Here is a 15074-nt window from a genome sequence, read left to right as displayed (position 1 = left end):
GGGAGTGTTATAGATGAGCATGCAAGATCCTATAGCAGATATGTTGACCCGTATTCGTAATGGTCAATCTGCGAATAAAGTTGCAGTCACCATGCCTTCCTCTAAGCTAAAAGTGGCAATTGCCAATGTGCTAAAAGAAGAAGGTTATATTGGGGACTTTAAAGTTGTTGGTGACACTAAGCCAGAACTGGAAATTACTTTAAAATATTTCCAAGGTAAAGCTGTTGTAGAAAGTATCAAACGTGTTAGCCGTCCAGGTTTACGTATTTATAAACGTAAAGATGAATTGCCGAAAGTTATGGCTGGACTAGGTATCGCAGTTGTTTCTACTTCTAAAGGTGTTATGACTGATCGTGCAGCACGCCAAGCAGGTCTTGGTGGTGAAATTATCTGCTACGTAGCGTAAGGGAGAAAAGAATGTCTCGTGTTGCAAAAGCACCTGTCGTTGTTCCTGCTGGCGTAGAGGTAAAACTCAATGGTCAGGTAATTACGATTAAAGGTAAAAATGGCGAATTATCTCGCACAATAAATAATGCTGTTGTGATTAATCAAGAAGAAGGACAAATTAAATTTGCTCCTCGTGATGGTTTTGCAGATGCTTGGGCTCAAGCTGGAACTGCCCGCGCTTTGATTAATTCAATGGTTATTGGTGTTACTGAAGGTTTTACTAAAAAACTTCAGCTAGTTGGTGTCGGTTATCGTGCACAAGTAAAAGGTAATACAATTAGTTTGTCTCTTGGATATTCACATCCAATTGAACATCAATTACCTGCAGGTGTAACAGCTGAATGTCCTTCTCAAACTGAAATCGTGCTAAAAAGTGCTGATAAACAGTTAATTGGACAAGTAGCTGCTGATATCCGTGCTTATCGTCGTCCTGAGCCTTATAAAGGTAAAGGTGTTCGTTACGCAGATGAAGTTGTGCGTACTAAAGAAGCTAAGAAAAAGTAAGGTAACACTATGGATAAGAAATCAGCTCGTATCCGTCGTGCAACTAAAGCGCGTCGCAAGATGCATGAACTACTTGCAACTCGCTTGGTGGTTCACCGCACTCCGCGTCATATTTATGCGCAGATTATCGCACCAAACGGATCAGAAGTACTGGCAGCCGCTTCTACATTAGAAAAAGCTATCAGTGAAAGTTTAAAATACACTGGAAACAAAGACGCAGCCGCAGCGGTTGGTAAAGCAATTGCTGAACGTGCGTTAGCGAAAGATATCAAAGAAGTTTCTTTTGATCGTTCAGGTTTCCAATATCATGGTCGAGTTCAGGCGCTAGCAGATGCTGCTCGCGAAGCTGGCCTACAGTTCTAAGGTAGGAGTTAAAGATGTCAAACATCGAAAAACAAGCTGGTGAACTGCAGGAAAAACTAATCGCAGTTAACCGAGTTTCTAAAACCGTAAAAGGTGGTCGTATTTTTAGTTTTTCTGCACTAACAGTTGTTGGTGACGGTAATGGCCGCGTAGGTTTTGGATATGGTAAAGCACGTGAAGTGCCAGCAGCAATCCAAAAAGCAATGGAAAAAGCACGTCGCAATATGATCAATGTTGCTTTAAATAACGATACTTTACAGCATCCAGTTAAAGGTGCTCATACAGGTTCTCGTGTTTATATGCAACCAGCATCAGAAGGTACTGGTATTATTGCCGGTGGTGCAATGCGTGCAGTTTTAGAAGTTGCTGGAGTTCGTAACGTTCTAGCTAAAGCATATGGTTCTACTAACCCAATTAATGTGGTTCGTGCAACTATTGATGGCTTAGAAAGTATGAAATCACCAGAAATGGTTGCTGCTAAACGTGGTAAAACCGTCGAAGAAATTTTGGGGTAATTAACCATGGCAAAAACAATTAAAATTACACAAACTCGTAGTTCTATAGGTCGTCTACCGAAGCATAAAGCAACATTAGTAGGTCTAGGATTACGTCGTATTGGTCATACTGTTGAGCGTGAGGATACTCCTGCAATTCGTGGTATGGTAAACCAAGTTTATTACATGGTTAAAGTAGAGGAGTAATAGTAATGCGTTTAAATACTTTATCTCCTGCTGAAGGTTCAAAGCATGCACCAAAACGTCTGGGTCGAGGCATCGGTTCAGGATTAGGTAAAACTGGTACTCGTGGTATTAAAGGTCAAAAATCTCGTTCAGGTGGTGGCGTTCGTCGCGGCTTTGAAGGTGGTCAAATGCCTTTATATCGTCGTTTACCAAAATTTGGTTTTACCTCACGTAAAGCTCAAGTTACAGCTCAAGTTCGTCTTTCAGATTTAATGAAAGTCGAAGGCGATATTGTTGACCTAAATAGCTTAAAAGTTGCAAATGTGATTAGTTCACATATCGAATATGCAAAAATCATGTTATCTGGTGAAGTAACTAAACCAGTAACTGTTCGCGGTATTCGAGTAACTAAAGGTGCTAAAGCTGCAATTGAAGCTGCTGGCGGAAAAATTGAGGAATAATTAGAAAGATGGCAAAGCAACCAGGATTAGATTTTCAAAGTACACGGGGCGGTAGTGGTGAGCTTAAAAGACGCTTGATGTTTGTGCTTTTAGCGCTTATTGTTTTTCGTCTTGGTTCTTATATTCCGGTTCCTGGTATTGATACTAAAGCGTTATCGGACTTACTAACAAGAGCATCGTCAGACGGTATTGTTGGTATGTTCAATATGTTCTCTGGTGGTGCTTTAAGCCGTGCTTCAATTTTTGCATTAGGGATAATGCCTTATATTTCAGCATCAATTATTGTGCAGTTATTAACGGCAATTAGCCCTAAGTTAGCTGAATTGAAGAAAGAAGGTGAATCAGGTCGTAAAAAAATTAGCCAGTACACTCGCTATGGCACACTTGCTTTAGCAATAATACAGGCTGTTGGTATTTCGACTGGTTTACCTAATATTCCTGATTATGGAAAGGTAGTAATTAATCCAGGATTTTCTTTCTATTTTATCGCATCGGTTAGCTTAGTTACTGGCACTATGTTTCTAATGTGGTTGGGTGAGCAGATCACTGAGCGCGGTGTAGGTAATGGTATTTCAATCATTATCTTTGCTGGTATCGTGGCGAGTCTTCCTCATGCTATTTATGAAACAATTGAACAAGCTCGCTCTGGTTCATTGCATCCGATTTTATTATTGGTTGTTGCTGCATTAGTGGTTGGTGTAACTTATTTTGTTGTATTTGTTGAACGTGGTCAGCGACGGATTGTTGTTAACTATGCCCAACGACAACAAGGTCGTCGTGTTTATGCTGCACAAAGTACACACTTACCATTAAAGATTAATATGGCAGGGGTTATTCCTGCGATATTTGCCTCGACAATTGCTATGTTACCATCAATGATGGCTTCTTGGTTCCAAGGAGATGGTACAGGATGGAGATATTTTATTGCACTTTTTAGGCAATATTTTGACCATGATCAACCGTTATACATAATCTTTTTTGCGGCGGCAATTATCTTCTTTTGTTTCTTCTATACAGCGTTGGTTTTTAACCCAAGAGAAACAGCAGATCAACTTAAAAAATCTGGTGCATTTATTCCAGGTATCCGTCCAGGTGAACAAACATCTAAGTATATTGACAAGGTAATGACTCGTTTGACGCTAATTGGTGCAATCTACATTACTTTTGTATGTTTGGTTCCAATGTTTATGACAAGCGCAATGAAAGTTCCAGTTCAATTTGGTGGAACATCATTATTAATTGTTGTTGTTGTAATCATGGATTTTATGGCACAAGTACAGACTTTAATGATGCCAAATCGTTATGAGTCAGTGTTAAAGAAAGCGAATCTTAAAGGCTATGGCCGATAAGTTAGCCAGAAGTTACGGAGAAAAAAATGAAAGTTCGTGCTTCAGTCAAGAAATTATGCAGAAATTGTAAAATCATTAAACGCAATGGCATCGTTCGTGTTATTTGCGTTGAAGGTAAACACAAACAACGTCAAGGTTAATTTATTTAACTGGAAAGTTGAGCTTTTGCATATTTTTCTTGCCAAAGTATAGTAAAGCTGGCTAGAATAGCCAGCCTAGATTTATTTGTAAATTCACTGTTTGAGTATCCTGAAAACGGGCTTTTCAGTATGGTGAATTTGCTAAACATTAACAATAAAGGAGTGCATAGTGGCCCGTATAGCAGGCATTAACATTCCTGATCAACAACATGCTGTAATTGCTTTACAAGCAATTTATGGTATCGGAAATACTCGCGCTAAGACAATTTGTGCTGAAGCAGGTATTCCTGAACATGTTAAGATCAGAGAACTATCTGAAGATCAGATTGAAAAGTTACGTGAACAAGTCGCTAAATTCACTGTTGAAGGTGATTTACGCCGAGAAGTAACTATGAGTATCAAGCGTTTATTAGACCTTGGTTGTTATCGTGGCATGCGTCACCGTCGTGGACTTCCTGTTCGCGGTCAACGCACAAAGACTAACGCTCGTACCCGCAAGGGACCGCGTAAGCCAATCAAGAAATAATTGAGGTATAATTAAATGGCAAAGACACCTGTTCGTACACGTAAACGTGTAAAAAAGCAAGTTTCTGATGGTATAGCTCATATTCATGCATCATTCAACAATACAATCGTAACTATTACCGATCGTCAAGGTAATGCGTTAGGTTGGGCAACCGCTGGTGGTTCTGGTTTCCGTGGCTCTCGTAAATCAACTCCTTTTGCAGCTCAAGTGGCCGCAGAACGTTGTGCTGAAGCCGTTAAAGATTACGGAATTAAGAATCTGGAAGTTATGGTTAAAGGACCTGGTCCTGGTCGTGAGTCAACAATTCGAGCATTAAATGCAGCGGGTTATCGCATCACTAACATTACTGATGTTACTCCGATTCCTCATAACGGTTGTCGTCCACCAAAGAAACGTCGTGTTTAATTTTTTAAACATTGAATGTTTAGGATTATTGGAGAAATAAAATGGCAAGATATTTGGGACCAAAACTCAAATTAAGTCGTCGTGAAGGTACAGATTTATTCCTTAAATCTGGCGTCCGAGCGATTGATAGTAAATGTAAATTAGAACAAGCTCCTGGACAACATGGTGCGCGTAAACCGCGTTTATCAGATTATGGTGTTCAGTTACGTGAAAAGCAAAAAGTTAGACGTATTTATGGAATTTTAGAACGTCAATTCCGTAATTACTACAAAAGCGCCGCTCGAATTAAAGGCAATACTGGTGAAAACCTACTTGGTCTTTTAGAACGTCGCTTAGATAACGTTGTTTATCGCATGGGATTTGGTGCAACTCGTGCTGAAGCTCGTCAATTAGTTAGTCATAAAGCTGTTCTTGTTAATGGTCGTGTCGTGAATATTGCATCTTATCAAGTTTCACCTGAAGATGTGATTAGTGTTCGCGAAAAATCAAAAAAACAAGCACGTATTAAAGCCGCTTTAGAGCTAGCTGAACAACGTGAAAAACCAACATGGTTAGAAGTTGATGCTAGCAAAATGGAAGGTGTATTTAAACGCTTACCAGAACGTTCAGATTTATCTGCTGATATCAACGAACATTTGATCGTCGAACTTTACTCTAAGTAAAGTTTAGCACTTAAGAGAGGACATAATGCAGGGTTCTGTAACAGAGTTTTTAAAACCTCACCTAGTTGATGTTGTTCAATACAGCCAAACACATGCTAAAGTGACTTTAGAGCCACTAGAACGTGGTTTTGGCCATACTTTAGGTAATGCACTACGCCGCATTTTATTATCATCTATGCCGGGATATGCAGTAACCGAAGTTGAAATTGACGGTGTTCTGCATGAGTACAGTACTAAAGAAGGCGTTCAAGAAGATGTACTTGATATTCTGCTTAATTTAAAAAAATTAGCAGTACGTGTACATACGAAAGATGATGTTATGCTGACTTTAAACAAATCGGGCATAGGTGCAGTAACAGCATCTGATATCACTCATGATGGTGATGTTGAAATTGTTAATCCTGATTTAGTGATTTGTCATCTTACTGATGCCAATGCTTCAATTAGTATGCGTATTCGTGTACAACGAGGACGTGGTTATGTCCCTGCTTCTGCTCGCGTTAAGTCAGAAGATGAAGAACGACCAATCGGTCGTCTGTTAGTTGACGCATGTTATAGCCCTGTAGAGCGCATTGCATATTCTGTTGATGCTGCTCGTGTGGAACAACGTACGGATTTAGATAAACTTGTTATCGATATGGAAACTAATGGTACTATCGATCCAGAAGAATCTATTCGTCGTGCATCAACTATTTTGGCTGAACAACTTGAAGCTTTCGTTGATTTACGCGATGTACGTCAACCAGAAGTTAAAGAAGATAAACCGGAATTTGATCCAATCCTTTTACGTCCAGTAGATGATTTGGAGTTAACTGTTCGGTCTGCTAATTGCTTAAAGGCAGAAGCAGTTCATTATATTGGTGATTTAGTACAACGTACCGAAGTTGAGTTACTTAAAACGCCTAATCTTGGTAAGAAATCACTTACTGAAATTAAGGACGTACTCGCATCTCGTGGTTTATCTTTAGGCATGCGTCTTGAGAACTGGCCACCAGCAAGTATTGTTGAAGACTAAGATAAAATTTATATAAGAAGGATAAAGTTATGCGCCATCGTAAAAGTGGTCGTCAACTGAACCGAAATAGCAGCCATCGTCAAGCAATGTTTCGTAACATGACAAGTTCACTTGTTGAACATGAAATCATCAAAACTACATTGCCTAAAGCAAAAGAGTTGCGTCGTGTTGTTGAACCGTTAATTACGCTAGCCAAAAGCGATAGCGTAGCTAATCGCCGTCTGGCTTTTGCTCGTATCCGTGATAAAGATACAGTTAAAAAATTATTTTCAGATTTAGGTCCACGTTTTGCTACCCGTCCTGGCGGTTATGTACGTATTTTAAAATGTGGTTTCCGTGATGGAGATAATGCTCCAATGGCTTATATTGAATTAGTTGATCGTCCTGCAGTAGAAGAAGCATCAGCTGAATAATAATAAATCATTGTGTATTAAAACCGGCTATATGCCGGTTTTTTATTGTTTAACTTAATTCTTATTAACTTTAATGACAAATTGATAGCTTACTTAAATTCGGAATCAATCATCAATTCTGTATTATCTAGACAATACTTATCATTAAAAAGCCATTAAATGGCTGTGCTGATTGCCATCATACAGCTGTTATTAATAATGAGGTGGTGGTGTTTCTTCAGATAAATTAGCAATATTTGAAGGTTGTGTTGCTTGTAGTTTTTGAGACAATAACGTCAATTGCTCTTTTAATTTGCTAACATCAGCTTGAAGATTAGTTACCATTTGATTGAGTTCTTCGATGGTGATATCTTGAAAAGCTACTTTGGTTTCAAGTAATTCTAATTGCTGGTTCATAAAATAAATTCATATATAGATTAGTTAATTAAATTACATTGTAAGTAAAAATAGCTACGAAATCCATCCATGCTCTGCAAAAGAGACATATTCACCCTTACCTATAACAATATGATCTATGACTCGAATATCAACCAATTCACAAACTTCTTCTATTTTTTGTGTAAGATGACGATCTGCCTGACTAGGTTCTGCCACACCTGAAGGATGATTATGAGCTAGAATCAATGCGGCTGCGTTATGTTGTAATGCTCGTCTAACAACTTCTCTTGGGTGGACTTCAACACAATTATAGGTACCGACAAACATATCTTCTGATGCTATGACCCTATTTTGATTATCTAAAAAAATAACCATAAAAACTTCACGATCTTTATTAGCCAATCGACTAGCTAAATAGTGATGTGTCAAAGATGACGATGTCAAAAAATTATCGGTAGTCATTTTAACTTTTAAATATCTATAAGAAAGTTCAACAACTGCTTTCAATTGTGTATATTTAGCCGTTCCCAATCCTTTCTTCTTGCAAAAATCACTATGGCTTGCATTAATTAAATTATAAAAAGAACCAAACTCATTTAATAGCTTTTGTGACAGTTCCAAAACAGGCAAATCTCGAGTACCAGTGCGTAAAAAAAGAGCAAGTAATTCTGCATCACTGAGTGCTTCAACGCCAAATTTTAAAAGCTTCTCACGTGGCATTAATACTATTGGTTGTGAAGACATAATTGCAGATCCCAATAATCGTAAAATAGAGATTATTAAAGGAAAAATTAGCAAAGCAAAATGATAATTTGAAATATTGGAAGTTGTTTCACAACTTATTAAGCAAAAACACAAAACAGAAGTAAATAAAAAGCGCTATATAGCGCTTTTAAAATTTAATTTGAATTAATTAAGAATTAGTGACAACCGCAGCCACCATGGCCACCGCCACAGCAACCTGTGTTTTCATCATCTTCGTCTTCATGAGAATGGCCACCACAGCCACAACCGCCATGTCCGTGATCATGACCATGCTCACCATGAATATGCCCGTGAGCAACTTCATCTTCAGTAGCCTCACGAATAGCCAATATTTCAACGTTAAATTGCAAATCTTGTCCAGCTAACATATGGTTTCCATCAATAGTAATGGTATCACCATCGATAGCGGTGATTTCAACGGGTAAAGAACCATGCTCGGTATCAGCAAAAAATCGCATACCAACTTCAAGTTCATCTACACCAACAAAAACGTCACGAGGAACATTTTGTACAAGAGCATCATTAAAATCCCCGTAAGCATTAATTAGCTCAACGTCAAATTTGTCGCCAACTTGGTGACCATCTAATGCGTTCTCAAGATCTTGTAGCAAGTTACCTGCACCATGTAAATATTCTAATGGCGCTGTCGTAGTTGCTTCATCAACTAAAACACCGTCTTTAGTGCGAACTTGGTATGCTAAACTAACCACTGTATTTTTTGCTATTTTCATTTTTTCTCCAACAAACTTTTATTGAGCAAATTACATTAGATTTTAACGGAAAAAAGAGTATAAGTATTCTAAATTTTATATTTTTGTTCAAAACTTACCAAAAAAATAAAATAAAAAAGGCGTAAACATTTAAGGTTAGCGCCTTTTTTTCACACACACTGAGAACAGCTTATTTAAGTTCTAATTCATTCATCGCAGCGATACTAAATCCACCATCGACATGAATCACTTCACCAGTAATACCTGATGCTAAATCTGAACATAAAAATGCTGCTGAATTACCCACATCTTCGGTTGTCACAGTGCGACGGATTGGTGTTACTGATTCACAGTGAGATAACATTTTTTTGAAATCTTTAATACCCGATGCCGCCAGCGTACGAATAGGGCCTGCTGAAATTGCATTAACACGGACACCTTCAGGACCCATAGCATTTGCCATATAACGCACATTTGCTTCTAGTGAAGCTTTAGCAAGTCCCATTACATTATAGTTAGGGATTGCACGCTCAGCACCAAGGTAAGAAAGTGTCACTAATGCTGAATTTGGATTTAGCATTGAACGACATGCCTTAGCCATAGCAACAAAGCTATAAGAGCTAATATCGTGAGCAATAGCAAAACCTTCACGGGTAACGGCATTAACATAATCGCCATCTAATTGATCACCTGGTGCGAAAGCAATAGCATGAACAAAACCATCAAATTTATCCCAAGTTTTTGCAAGTTCAGAAAATAGTTCAGAGATGCTTTCATCATGAGCAACATCGCAAGGTAAAACGATTTTAGAACCAAAATCAGCGGCAAACTCTTCAACGCGTGTTTTCAATTTATCATTTTGGTAAGTAAAAGCGAGTTCAGCGCCTTCACGATGCATTGCTTGTGCAATACCGTAAGCAATTGAACGATTACTTGCAACACCCGTAACGAGTATACGTTTACCTGTTAAAAATCCCATAAATTATTCCTCTAATTTTCACTATATAGTCTAGGATGGTGACGATTATATGTTGATCAAGCCAACTTCGCTACTATAAATTTATTTTCGTTGATAGGTTTTTATTTCATTGTCTAAAATAAATGATTGTTTACCATATTAATATCCTACTATAATAGTCAACTATTGTTTTTTATAGGAGGTATCAATTTGAATAATTTAGTTTGTTACAAAACATTGCCTATTTGGAATGTTGATACATTACCCGAGTCGTTTCGCAAAAAGCATAATACCCAAATTGGTACATGGGCGAAGTTAGAAATTTTAAAAGGAAGTATTGGTTTTGAAATGTTAACCGAACAAGGCGAAGTGATTACTAAGCATTGTTTTGATACTCAGCAGCAACCGCCATTTATATTGCCACAGCAATGGCACCGTATAGCCGAAATATCAGATGACTTACAGTGCCAGTTAGCATTTTACTGTTTGCCTGAGGATTATACTCAAAAAAAATACCAAATGACCAAAACCCACTCCGAGGTAATTAGCGCAACAAAGATTATCCAAACAGGAAAGGCATTGGATTTAGGTTGTGGTTCAGGTCGTAATTCACTCTACTTGCAGTTACAAGGCTTTGATGTTACCGCAGTTGATAAATCAGAACTCAGTATTGGCAACTTACAAAAAATCATTAAAGATGATAACCTTAAGCACATTAACGCAATGGTTTACGATATCAATCAAGCAAATTTACAGGGCGAATATGATTTTATTCTTTCGACCGTTGTCATGATGTTTTTACAACCGGAAAGAATTCCAGCTATTATTAATAACATGCAAAAAATGACCAAATCAGGGGGATATAATTTAATTGTCAGCGCCATGTCTACGCCTGATTACCCTTGCTCTGTTGGATTTTCATTTACTTTTAAAGAAAACGAATTGCACCAATATTACCAAGATTGGGAAATACTAAAATATAACGAAGATATTGGACAATTGCATAAAACAGATATACATGGAAACCGAATTAAATTAAGGTTTGCAACTTTATTGGCTAAAAAGCGATAACAATTACAGGATATATCATCCTGTAATTTAATATATTTGGATTAAAGTGTATTTAGTTTTTCGCCAACTGTAAACCAAGCCTTGCGTGAGTTTAACAAATCTTGGGCAGACATCGGTTTTTTCCCCGCAGGTTGTAAAAGTGTCATATTCAATGCGCCATTGCTGGTTGCAATACAAATGCCATTTTTATTGGCTTGCAAAATTGTGCCAGCCGGCTGTTTTGAATCCATTTTTACCACATGGGCTTGCCATACTTTTACAGGCTCACCATTAACCTCAAAATAACTCACTGGCCATGGATTAAAAGCCCGAACGCAACGCTCAAGTTGCACTGCAGGCAAATTCCAATCAAGTTTAGCTTCTTGCTTTGATAATTTTTCGGCATAAGTTGCTTGTGATGGATCTTGCTTTTCGGGTTGGATTTTTTGTTCAGTGAGTAAGGCCAATGTATCAAGCAACGCTTGCGGTCCTAATTTTGCCAGTTTTTCATATAGCGATGCGCTAGTATCGGTCTGCTCAATTGGGCAGGTCAGCTTATATAGCATATCGCCCGTATCAAGCCCTGCATCCATCTGCATAATGGTAATGCCTGTTTGCTCATCACCTGCCCAACATGCACGTTGAATTGGCGCTGCACCACGCCAACGGGGTAATAACGAACCATGCACATTTAAACAACCCAGTTTAGGCATATCTAATACTGCTTGTGGCAAAATTAGTCCATAAGCAACCACAATCATAATATCGGCATTAAGATCGGCAATAATTTTTTGATTCTCTTCTTTTTTAAGCGTGGCAGGTTGATGAACAGGTAAATTGTACTCGATTGCAAGTTGCTTAACTGGGCTTGCTGTTAATTTATTGCCACGACCCGCAGGGCGATCGGGTTGGGTAAAAACGGCAATCACATTATGTTCCGAACCAACAAGCGCCTTTAAATGAGTAGCAGCAAAATCGGGCGTACCAGCAAAAATGATATTTAAAGGTTTAGTGACATTAGGCATAAGTATTCGTATCCATAATCGAAAAATAACCTCAATTATACCCGAAACTTAATTAAGAATCTTTAATCAAAAAAGAGACTATTTATTTTTTGAGGTTTGTTTTTTAGCAAAAAATCTGTCAGAAAAAACATTGATTTTATTAAAGTTTTTGTAAAACATTTTTATCAAACAAAAATAACCTCCCAAAAAACACTTAAGGTTATGTTGTTGTCTTGTTACGGCGTCGGGGCAGCCGAAGGCCACATTTTGCAGCCAAAGCGTGGGTTGTTAGGGAATTCGTGAACTGAACTGCCCCCCAAAAGTTGGATTGTTTAAATCTACTTTTGGGAATAAAATTATGGCAAAAAAATATACATTCGATTTTAAAAAACAAATTATTGAACATTATTTCAATAGTAATGATGGTTATGGTTTAACCGCCCGACGCTTCCAAATGCCTGCTAATACAGTTGAATGTTGGGTAAATTTATATAGAAGAAAAGGAATTGAAGGACTAAAACCCGTCACAAAACCAAGGTGTTTTTCTCCAGAGTTTAAATACAAAGTGGTTAGGTATTTTATAGGCAATCATCTTTCACAAAATAAAACTGCTTTGGCGTTTGATATCCACTTTGGACATGTAGGTCGCTGGTTTAAAATATACCAAAAATATGGCAAAGCAGGTTTTTCAATGACACCGAATCCACCACAGGGAAAAGAGGATAAAAAAATGGCTCAAAAAGTTAAAAAAATAGTGAAAAAGCAAAAGAAGAATTGCTCGAAATGGTCAGTGACTTTGAAGTGGAGGTGGCTTATCTAAAAAAGTTGGATGCCTTACTTCGGCAAAAGAGATTGGAAAAAAAAGAAAAGTATCAAATAGTTGATTAATTAAGGAAAAAATACCCCTTAAATAAATTGCTTAGCGCATCAGGTTTGTCGCGAAGTACTTTTTACTATCACGATTCGGCTAAATCTAAAATTGATAAAATAGTGAATTAAAAGCGCTTATTATCAAGATTTATGAAGATAACTTTAGTCGCTATGGTTATCGACGAATTGCGGCTGAATTACAAAATAAGAATGTCATTGTGAATCATAAAAAGGTGCTACGTTTAATGAAAGAAATGGGATTAAAATCCTTGATAAGAGGAAAGAAATATCGTTCTTATAAAGGTCGTCTTAGTGCTGTGCCCAATCTATTAAACCGTGATTTTAAGGCGACTAAACCTGGTCAGAAATGGGTAACAGATGCAACTGAGTTTAAAGTGGGAAGTAAAAAACTGTATTTATCACCTATATTAGATTTATACAATCGGGAAATTGTGGCTTATAACTTCAGTGAACGCCCTTGTTATGAATTGGTTGGTGATATGTTGGATAAAGCCATTAATAAACTCAAAAAAGACGATTTTCCTATTTTACATTCCGACCAAGGTTGGCATTATCATATGTGTTATTATCAGCAAAAGCTAAAGGAGAGAAATATCGTACAAAGTATGTCTCGAAAAGGAAATTGCTTAGATAATGCTGTTATTGAGAACTTCTTTGGATTGTTAAAATCCGAGGTCTATTATTTAAATAAGTATGATACTATTGAGCAGTTAAAAGCGGATATTGAGGAATATATCCATTATTCTAATCATAGAAGAATTAAATTAAGCTTGGACAAAAAGAGTCCTGTTCAATATCGGGAGTATCATTTTCCAGCAGCTTAGTTTTTTGTACAACTTTTGGGGTGCAGTTCACTATTTTATTCACTAAAGCTAAAACGTCCGAAACCACCACACCCAACCCACTTTATGCACCAACAAAAAAACTATTTTTTATTAAAAAACATAACACCGCAATATCACCCCTTGCTTTGCACTGTATTAAAACATGTAAATATTTAAGTAAAACTAGCGTCATAAACAATAAATATACGAAAATATCAAAAATTAAAATAAAACCGCACAGAAACCACAAGGACAAATGTTTATTTTTTATTTTTCCTTGCATTTCCTTACAAAAATACACAGAAAAAACTAGTCTAGCTATTCTTAAATATCTATACTTTCAATTGGTTAAATTTATTTAATAAATTTTAATCAGAAAAACACGAATTTAAACAGAAAAATTGATAGGTGAAATATAATGAGTTATACTAACATAGTAAGAGCAGGCAGCACCGACTTTGGCAAACTTATATTCTAAATTTTTTAGACATAAAAAACGCCCAAAATTATCGCAAATTTCAATTTTATCCAGAAAATCTTCGAAGTTATTAACATTCGCACCAAGATTAAAATCCTTATCTAAAATCTCAACTCCTTTATCGTTGACTGCGCTGTTGTTATTGCCGTGTTCATTCGATTTGCAGGCATTATCAGCAACAACAAATAACTTAATTAATGGTACTGCGCCATATTTGACGTTTGATAATGGACAGACAAAGGCATCAAATACAGATAGTTTATTGTATATAAAGTTGCCGGATGGTAGGAGTATCACGCCATCGACTAATACGTCGAGTTCGACAAATCCGATAGAGATTTCTATTAGAACATTTGGTGATATTAATATGGCGGCGGTGCCGGTGGGAGCAAGAGCAATCAATTTAAATGATTTAATTAACCAAGGGAACTGGAAGGATGATGATGGAGATGGGCAGGGAATAAATGCAGTTACTGCATCAGGAAGTGTATCCTTAAAAATTGAGGATTATGAAGGCAATATAGTTAATCGTGGTGATGCATTAACTCTTTGCCGTGCGCCTTATAAGATAACCTTAAGTAGTACAAACGGAACTTTAGTTACGCAGTATGGTGTACCAGATAGGAATACGTTTAATGGAGGCTCAGTGGATTATTATATCACTTTGCCGTCAAAACCGGTTATTTGTTCGGCTAGACCGAATTTGTTGTTGGGTGGGTTAAATAAAGGCCTCGGTTACGAGTACATAGTGACTCCAGTTAATATATGGAGTCAAAAGAGAGGCTTTTTAGTTCAGTCAACAAATCCATCATCTTACGGACAAAATTTTTGTAACTATCCCCTAAAATAGTACAGCAAAAAAGTAGAAAATTCTCTATGATAAAAGTAAAAGGGGATTTAATTATGAAAAAAATGACTGAACATCAAATCGTCGCTATTTTAAAAGAAGCTGAAGCAGGTATTCCTGTCAAGGAACTCTGCCGTAAATATGGCATGGGTAATTCAACTTTTTATAAATGGCGGGAAAAATACGGCGGAATGGAAACTTCGG

22 protein-coding genes and 1 pseudogene are annotated in these 15074 nt (G+C 37.2%); 18 read left to right on the top strand and 5 right to left on the bottom strand.

Annotated elements, in window-relative coordinates; all coding sequences use genetic code 11:
* Positions 1 to 13 precede the first annotated feature (13 nt).
* From rpsH to rplQ, 13 genes are all read left to right on the top strand, one after another.
* Positions 14 to 406 carry a 30S ribosomal protein S8 gene (gene rpsH / locus A9G31_RS06865; protein WP_034911147.1) on the top strand — a complete coding sequence of 131 codons (393 nt, stop codon included), beginning with the start codon at positions 14 to 16 and terminating at the stop codon, positions 404 to 406.
* A gap of 11 nt (positions 407 to 417) precedes the next feature.
* The gene (rplF, locus tag A9G31_RS06860; protein WP_065561016.1) at positions 418 to 951 is read left to right on the top strand and encodes a 50S ribosomal protein L6; all 534 of its coding nucleotides are present in this window, start codon (positions 418 to 420) and stop codon (positions 949 to 951) included.
* Between the two features lie 9 nt (positions 952 to 960).
* Entirely contained in the window at positions 961 to 1314 is a 354-nt protein-coding gene (gene rplR, locus A9G31_RS06855; protein WP_025314398.1) for a 50S ribosomal protein L18, read from the top strand.
* 14 nt (positions 1315 to 1328) lie between these two features.
* Complete coding sequence (gene rpsE / locus A9G31_RS06850; protein WP_034911141.1) at positions 1329 to 1829, top strand: 30S ribosomal protein S5; 501 nt, start codon at positions 1329 to 1331, stop codon at positions 1827 to 1829.
* Positions 1830 to 1835: 6 nt separating this feature from the next.
* Entirely contained in the window at positions 1836 to 2015 is a 180-nt protein-coding gene (gene rpmD, locus A9G31_RS06845) for a 50S ribosomal protein L30 (protein WP_025314400.1), read from the top strand.
* A gap of 5 nt (positions 2016 to 2020) precedes the next feature.
* Complete coding sequence (gene rplO / locus A9G31_RS06840) at positions 2021 to 2455, top strand: 50S ribosomal protein L15 (protein WP_065561015.1); 435 nt, start codon at positions 2021 to 2023, stop codon at positions 2453 to 2455.
* A gap of 8 nt (positions 2456 to 2463) precedes the next feature.
* Entirely contained in the window at positions 2464 to 3804 is a 1341-nt protein-coding gene (gene secY / locus A9G31_RS06835; protein ID WP_065561014.1) for a preprotein translocase subunit SecY, read from the top strand.
* 26 nt (positions 3805 to 3830) lie between these two features.
* Positions 3831 to 3944 carry a 50S ribosomal protein L36 gene (gene rpmJ, locus A9G31_RS06830; RefSeq protein ID WP_025314403.1) on the top strand — a complete coding sequence of 38 codons (114 nt, stop codon included), beginning with the start codon at positions 3831 to 3833 and terminating at the stop codon, positions 3942 to 3944.
* A 169-nt stretch (positions 3945 to 4113) separates the two neighbouring features.
* Positions 4114 to 4470, top strand: coding sequence for a 30S ribosomal protein S13 (gene rpsM, locus A9G31_RS06825; RefSeq protein WP_025314404.1), 357 nt, complete (start codon positions 4114 to 4116; stop codon positions 4468 to 4470).
* Positions 4471 to 4485: 15 nt separating this feature from the next.
* A complete protein-coding gene (rpsK, locus tag A9G31_RS06820; protein ID WP_025314405.1) occupies positions 4486 to 4875 on the top strand; it encodes a 30S ribosomal protein S11 in 390 nt (129 codons plus the stop codon).
* A gap of 41 nt (positions 4876 to 4916) precedes the next feature.
* Positions 4917 to 5537 carry a 30S ribosomal protein S4 gene (rpsD, locus tag A9G31_RS06815; protein ID WP_034911134.1) on the top strand — a complete coding sequence of 207 codons (621 nt, stop codon included), beginning with the start codon at positions 4917 to 4919 and terminating at the stop codon, positions 5535 to 5537.
* 25 nt (positions 5538 to 5562) lie between these two features.
* A complete protein-coding gene (locus A9G31_RS06810) occupies positions 5563 to 6552 on the top strand; it encodes a DNA-directed RNA polymerase subunit alpha (RefSeq protein ID WP_034911133.1) in 990 nt (329 codons plus the stop codon).
* Positions 6553 to 6581: 29 nt separating this feature from the next.
* Positions 6582 to 6965, top strand: coding sequence for a 50S ribosomal protein L17 (gene rplQ, locus A9G31_RS06805; protein WP_065561013.1), 384 nt, complete (start codon positions 6582 to 6584; stop codon positions 6963 to 6965).
* 192 nt (positions 6966 to 7157) lie between these two features.
* Here the strand turns inward: rplQ and A9G31_RS06800 are convergent, their stop codons facing one another.
* The 4 genes from A9G31_RS06800 to fabI all read right to left on the bottom strand — a co-directional run bounded on the left by A9G31_RS06800 (position 7158) and on the right by fabI (position 9797).
* Positions 7158 to 7361, bottom strand: coding sequence for a SlyX family protein (locus A9G31_RS06800; protein WP_065561012.1), 204 nt, complete (start codon positions 7359 to 7361; stop codon positions 7158 to 7160).
* Between the two features lie 54 nt (positions 7362 to 7415).
* Positions 7416 to 8087, bottom strand: coding sequence for a RadC family protein (radC, locus tag A9G31_RS06795; RefSeq protein ID WP_065561011.1), 672 nt, complete (start codon positions 8085 to 8087; stop codon positions 7416 to 7418).
* Between the two features lie 176 nt (positions 8088 to 8263).
* Entirely contained in the window at positions 8264 to 8839 is a 576-nt protein-coding gene (gene slyD / locus A9G31_RS06790) for a peptidylprolyl isomerase (protein WP_065561010.1), read from the bottom strand.
* 169 nt (positions 8840 to 9008) lie between these two features.
* A complete protein-coding gene (gene fabI, locus A9G31_RS06785; protein WP_034911124.1) occupies positions 9009 to 9797 on the bottom strand; it encodes an enoyl-ACP reductase FabI in 789 nt (262 codons plus the stop codon).
* A 189-nt stretch (positions 9798 to 9986) separates the two neighbouring features.
* Between fabI and tehB the strand changes: the two genes are divergently transcribed.
* Positions 9987 to 10847, top strand: coding sequence for an SAM-dependent methyltransferase TehB (gene tehB / locus A9G31_RS06780; RefSeq protein ID WP_065561009.1), 861 nt, complete (start codon positions 9987 to 9989; stop codon positions 10845 to 10847).
* A gap of 41 nt (positions 10848 to 10888) precedes the next feature.
* Here tehB and fmt read toward each other — a convergent pair whose 3' ends face one another.
* On the bottom strand, positions 10889 to 11851 hold the full coding sequence (gene fmt / locus A9G31_RS06775) for a methionyl-tRNA formyltransferase (protein ID WP_065561008.1): 963 nt from the start codon (positions 11849 to 11851) through the stop codon (positions 10889 to 10891).
* Positions 11852 to 12188: 337 nt separating this feature from the next.
* Between fmt and A9G31_RS06770 the strand changes: the two genes are divergently transcribed.
* The 4 genes and pseudogenes from A9G31_RS06770 to A9G31_RS06750 all read left to right on the top strand — a co-directional run.
* On the top strand, positions 12189 to 12650 hold the full coding sequence (locus tag A9G31_RS06770; RefSeq protein ID WP_065561007.1) for a helix-turn-helix domain-containing protein: 462 nt from the start codon (positions 12189 to 12191) through the stop codon (positions 12648 to 12650).
* Positions 12651 to 12831: 181 nt separating this feature from the next.
* Positions 12832 to 13545: pseudogene (locus A9G31_RS06765) on the top strand (IS3 family transposase); the annotation flags it as partial.
* 458 nt (positions 13546 to 14003) lie between these two features.
* A complete protein-coding gene (locus A9G31_RS11640) occupies positions 14004 to 14873 on the top strand; it encodes a hypothetical protein (RefSeq protein ID WP_141671406.1) in 870 nt (289 codons plus the stop codon).
* Positions 14874 to 14926: 53 nt separating this feature from the next.
* On the top strand, positions 14927 to 15074 hold a 148-nt coding region (locus A9G31_RS06750), incomplete at its 3' end, for a transposase (protein ID WP_176700367.1).

Source organism: Gilliamella sp. Gris1-4 (assembly GCF_001690335.1).
GTDB lineage: Bacteria > Pseudomonadota > Gammaproteobacteria > Enterobacterales > Orbaceae > Gilliamella > Gilliamella apicola_P.
This window is presented reverse-complemented; position numbering and strand designations above follow the sequence as displayed.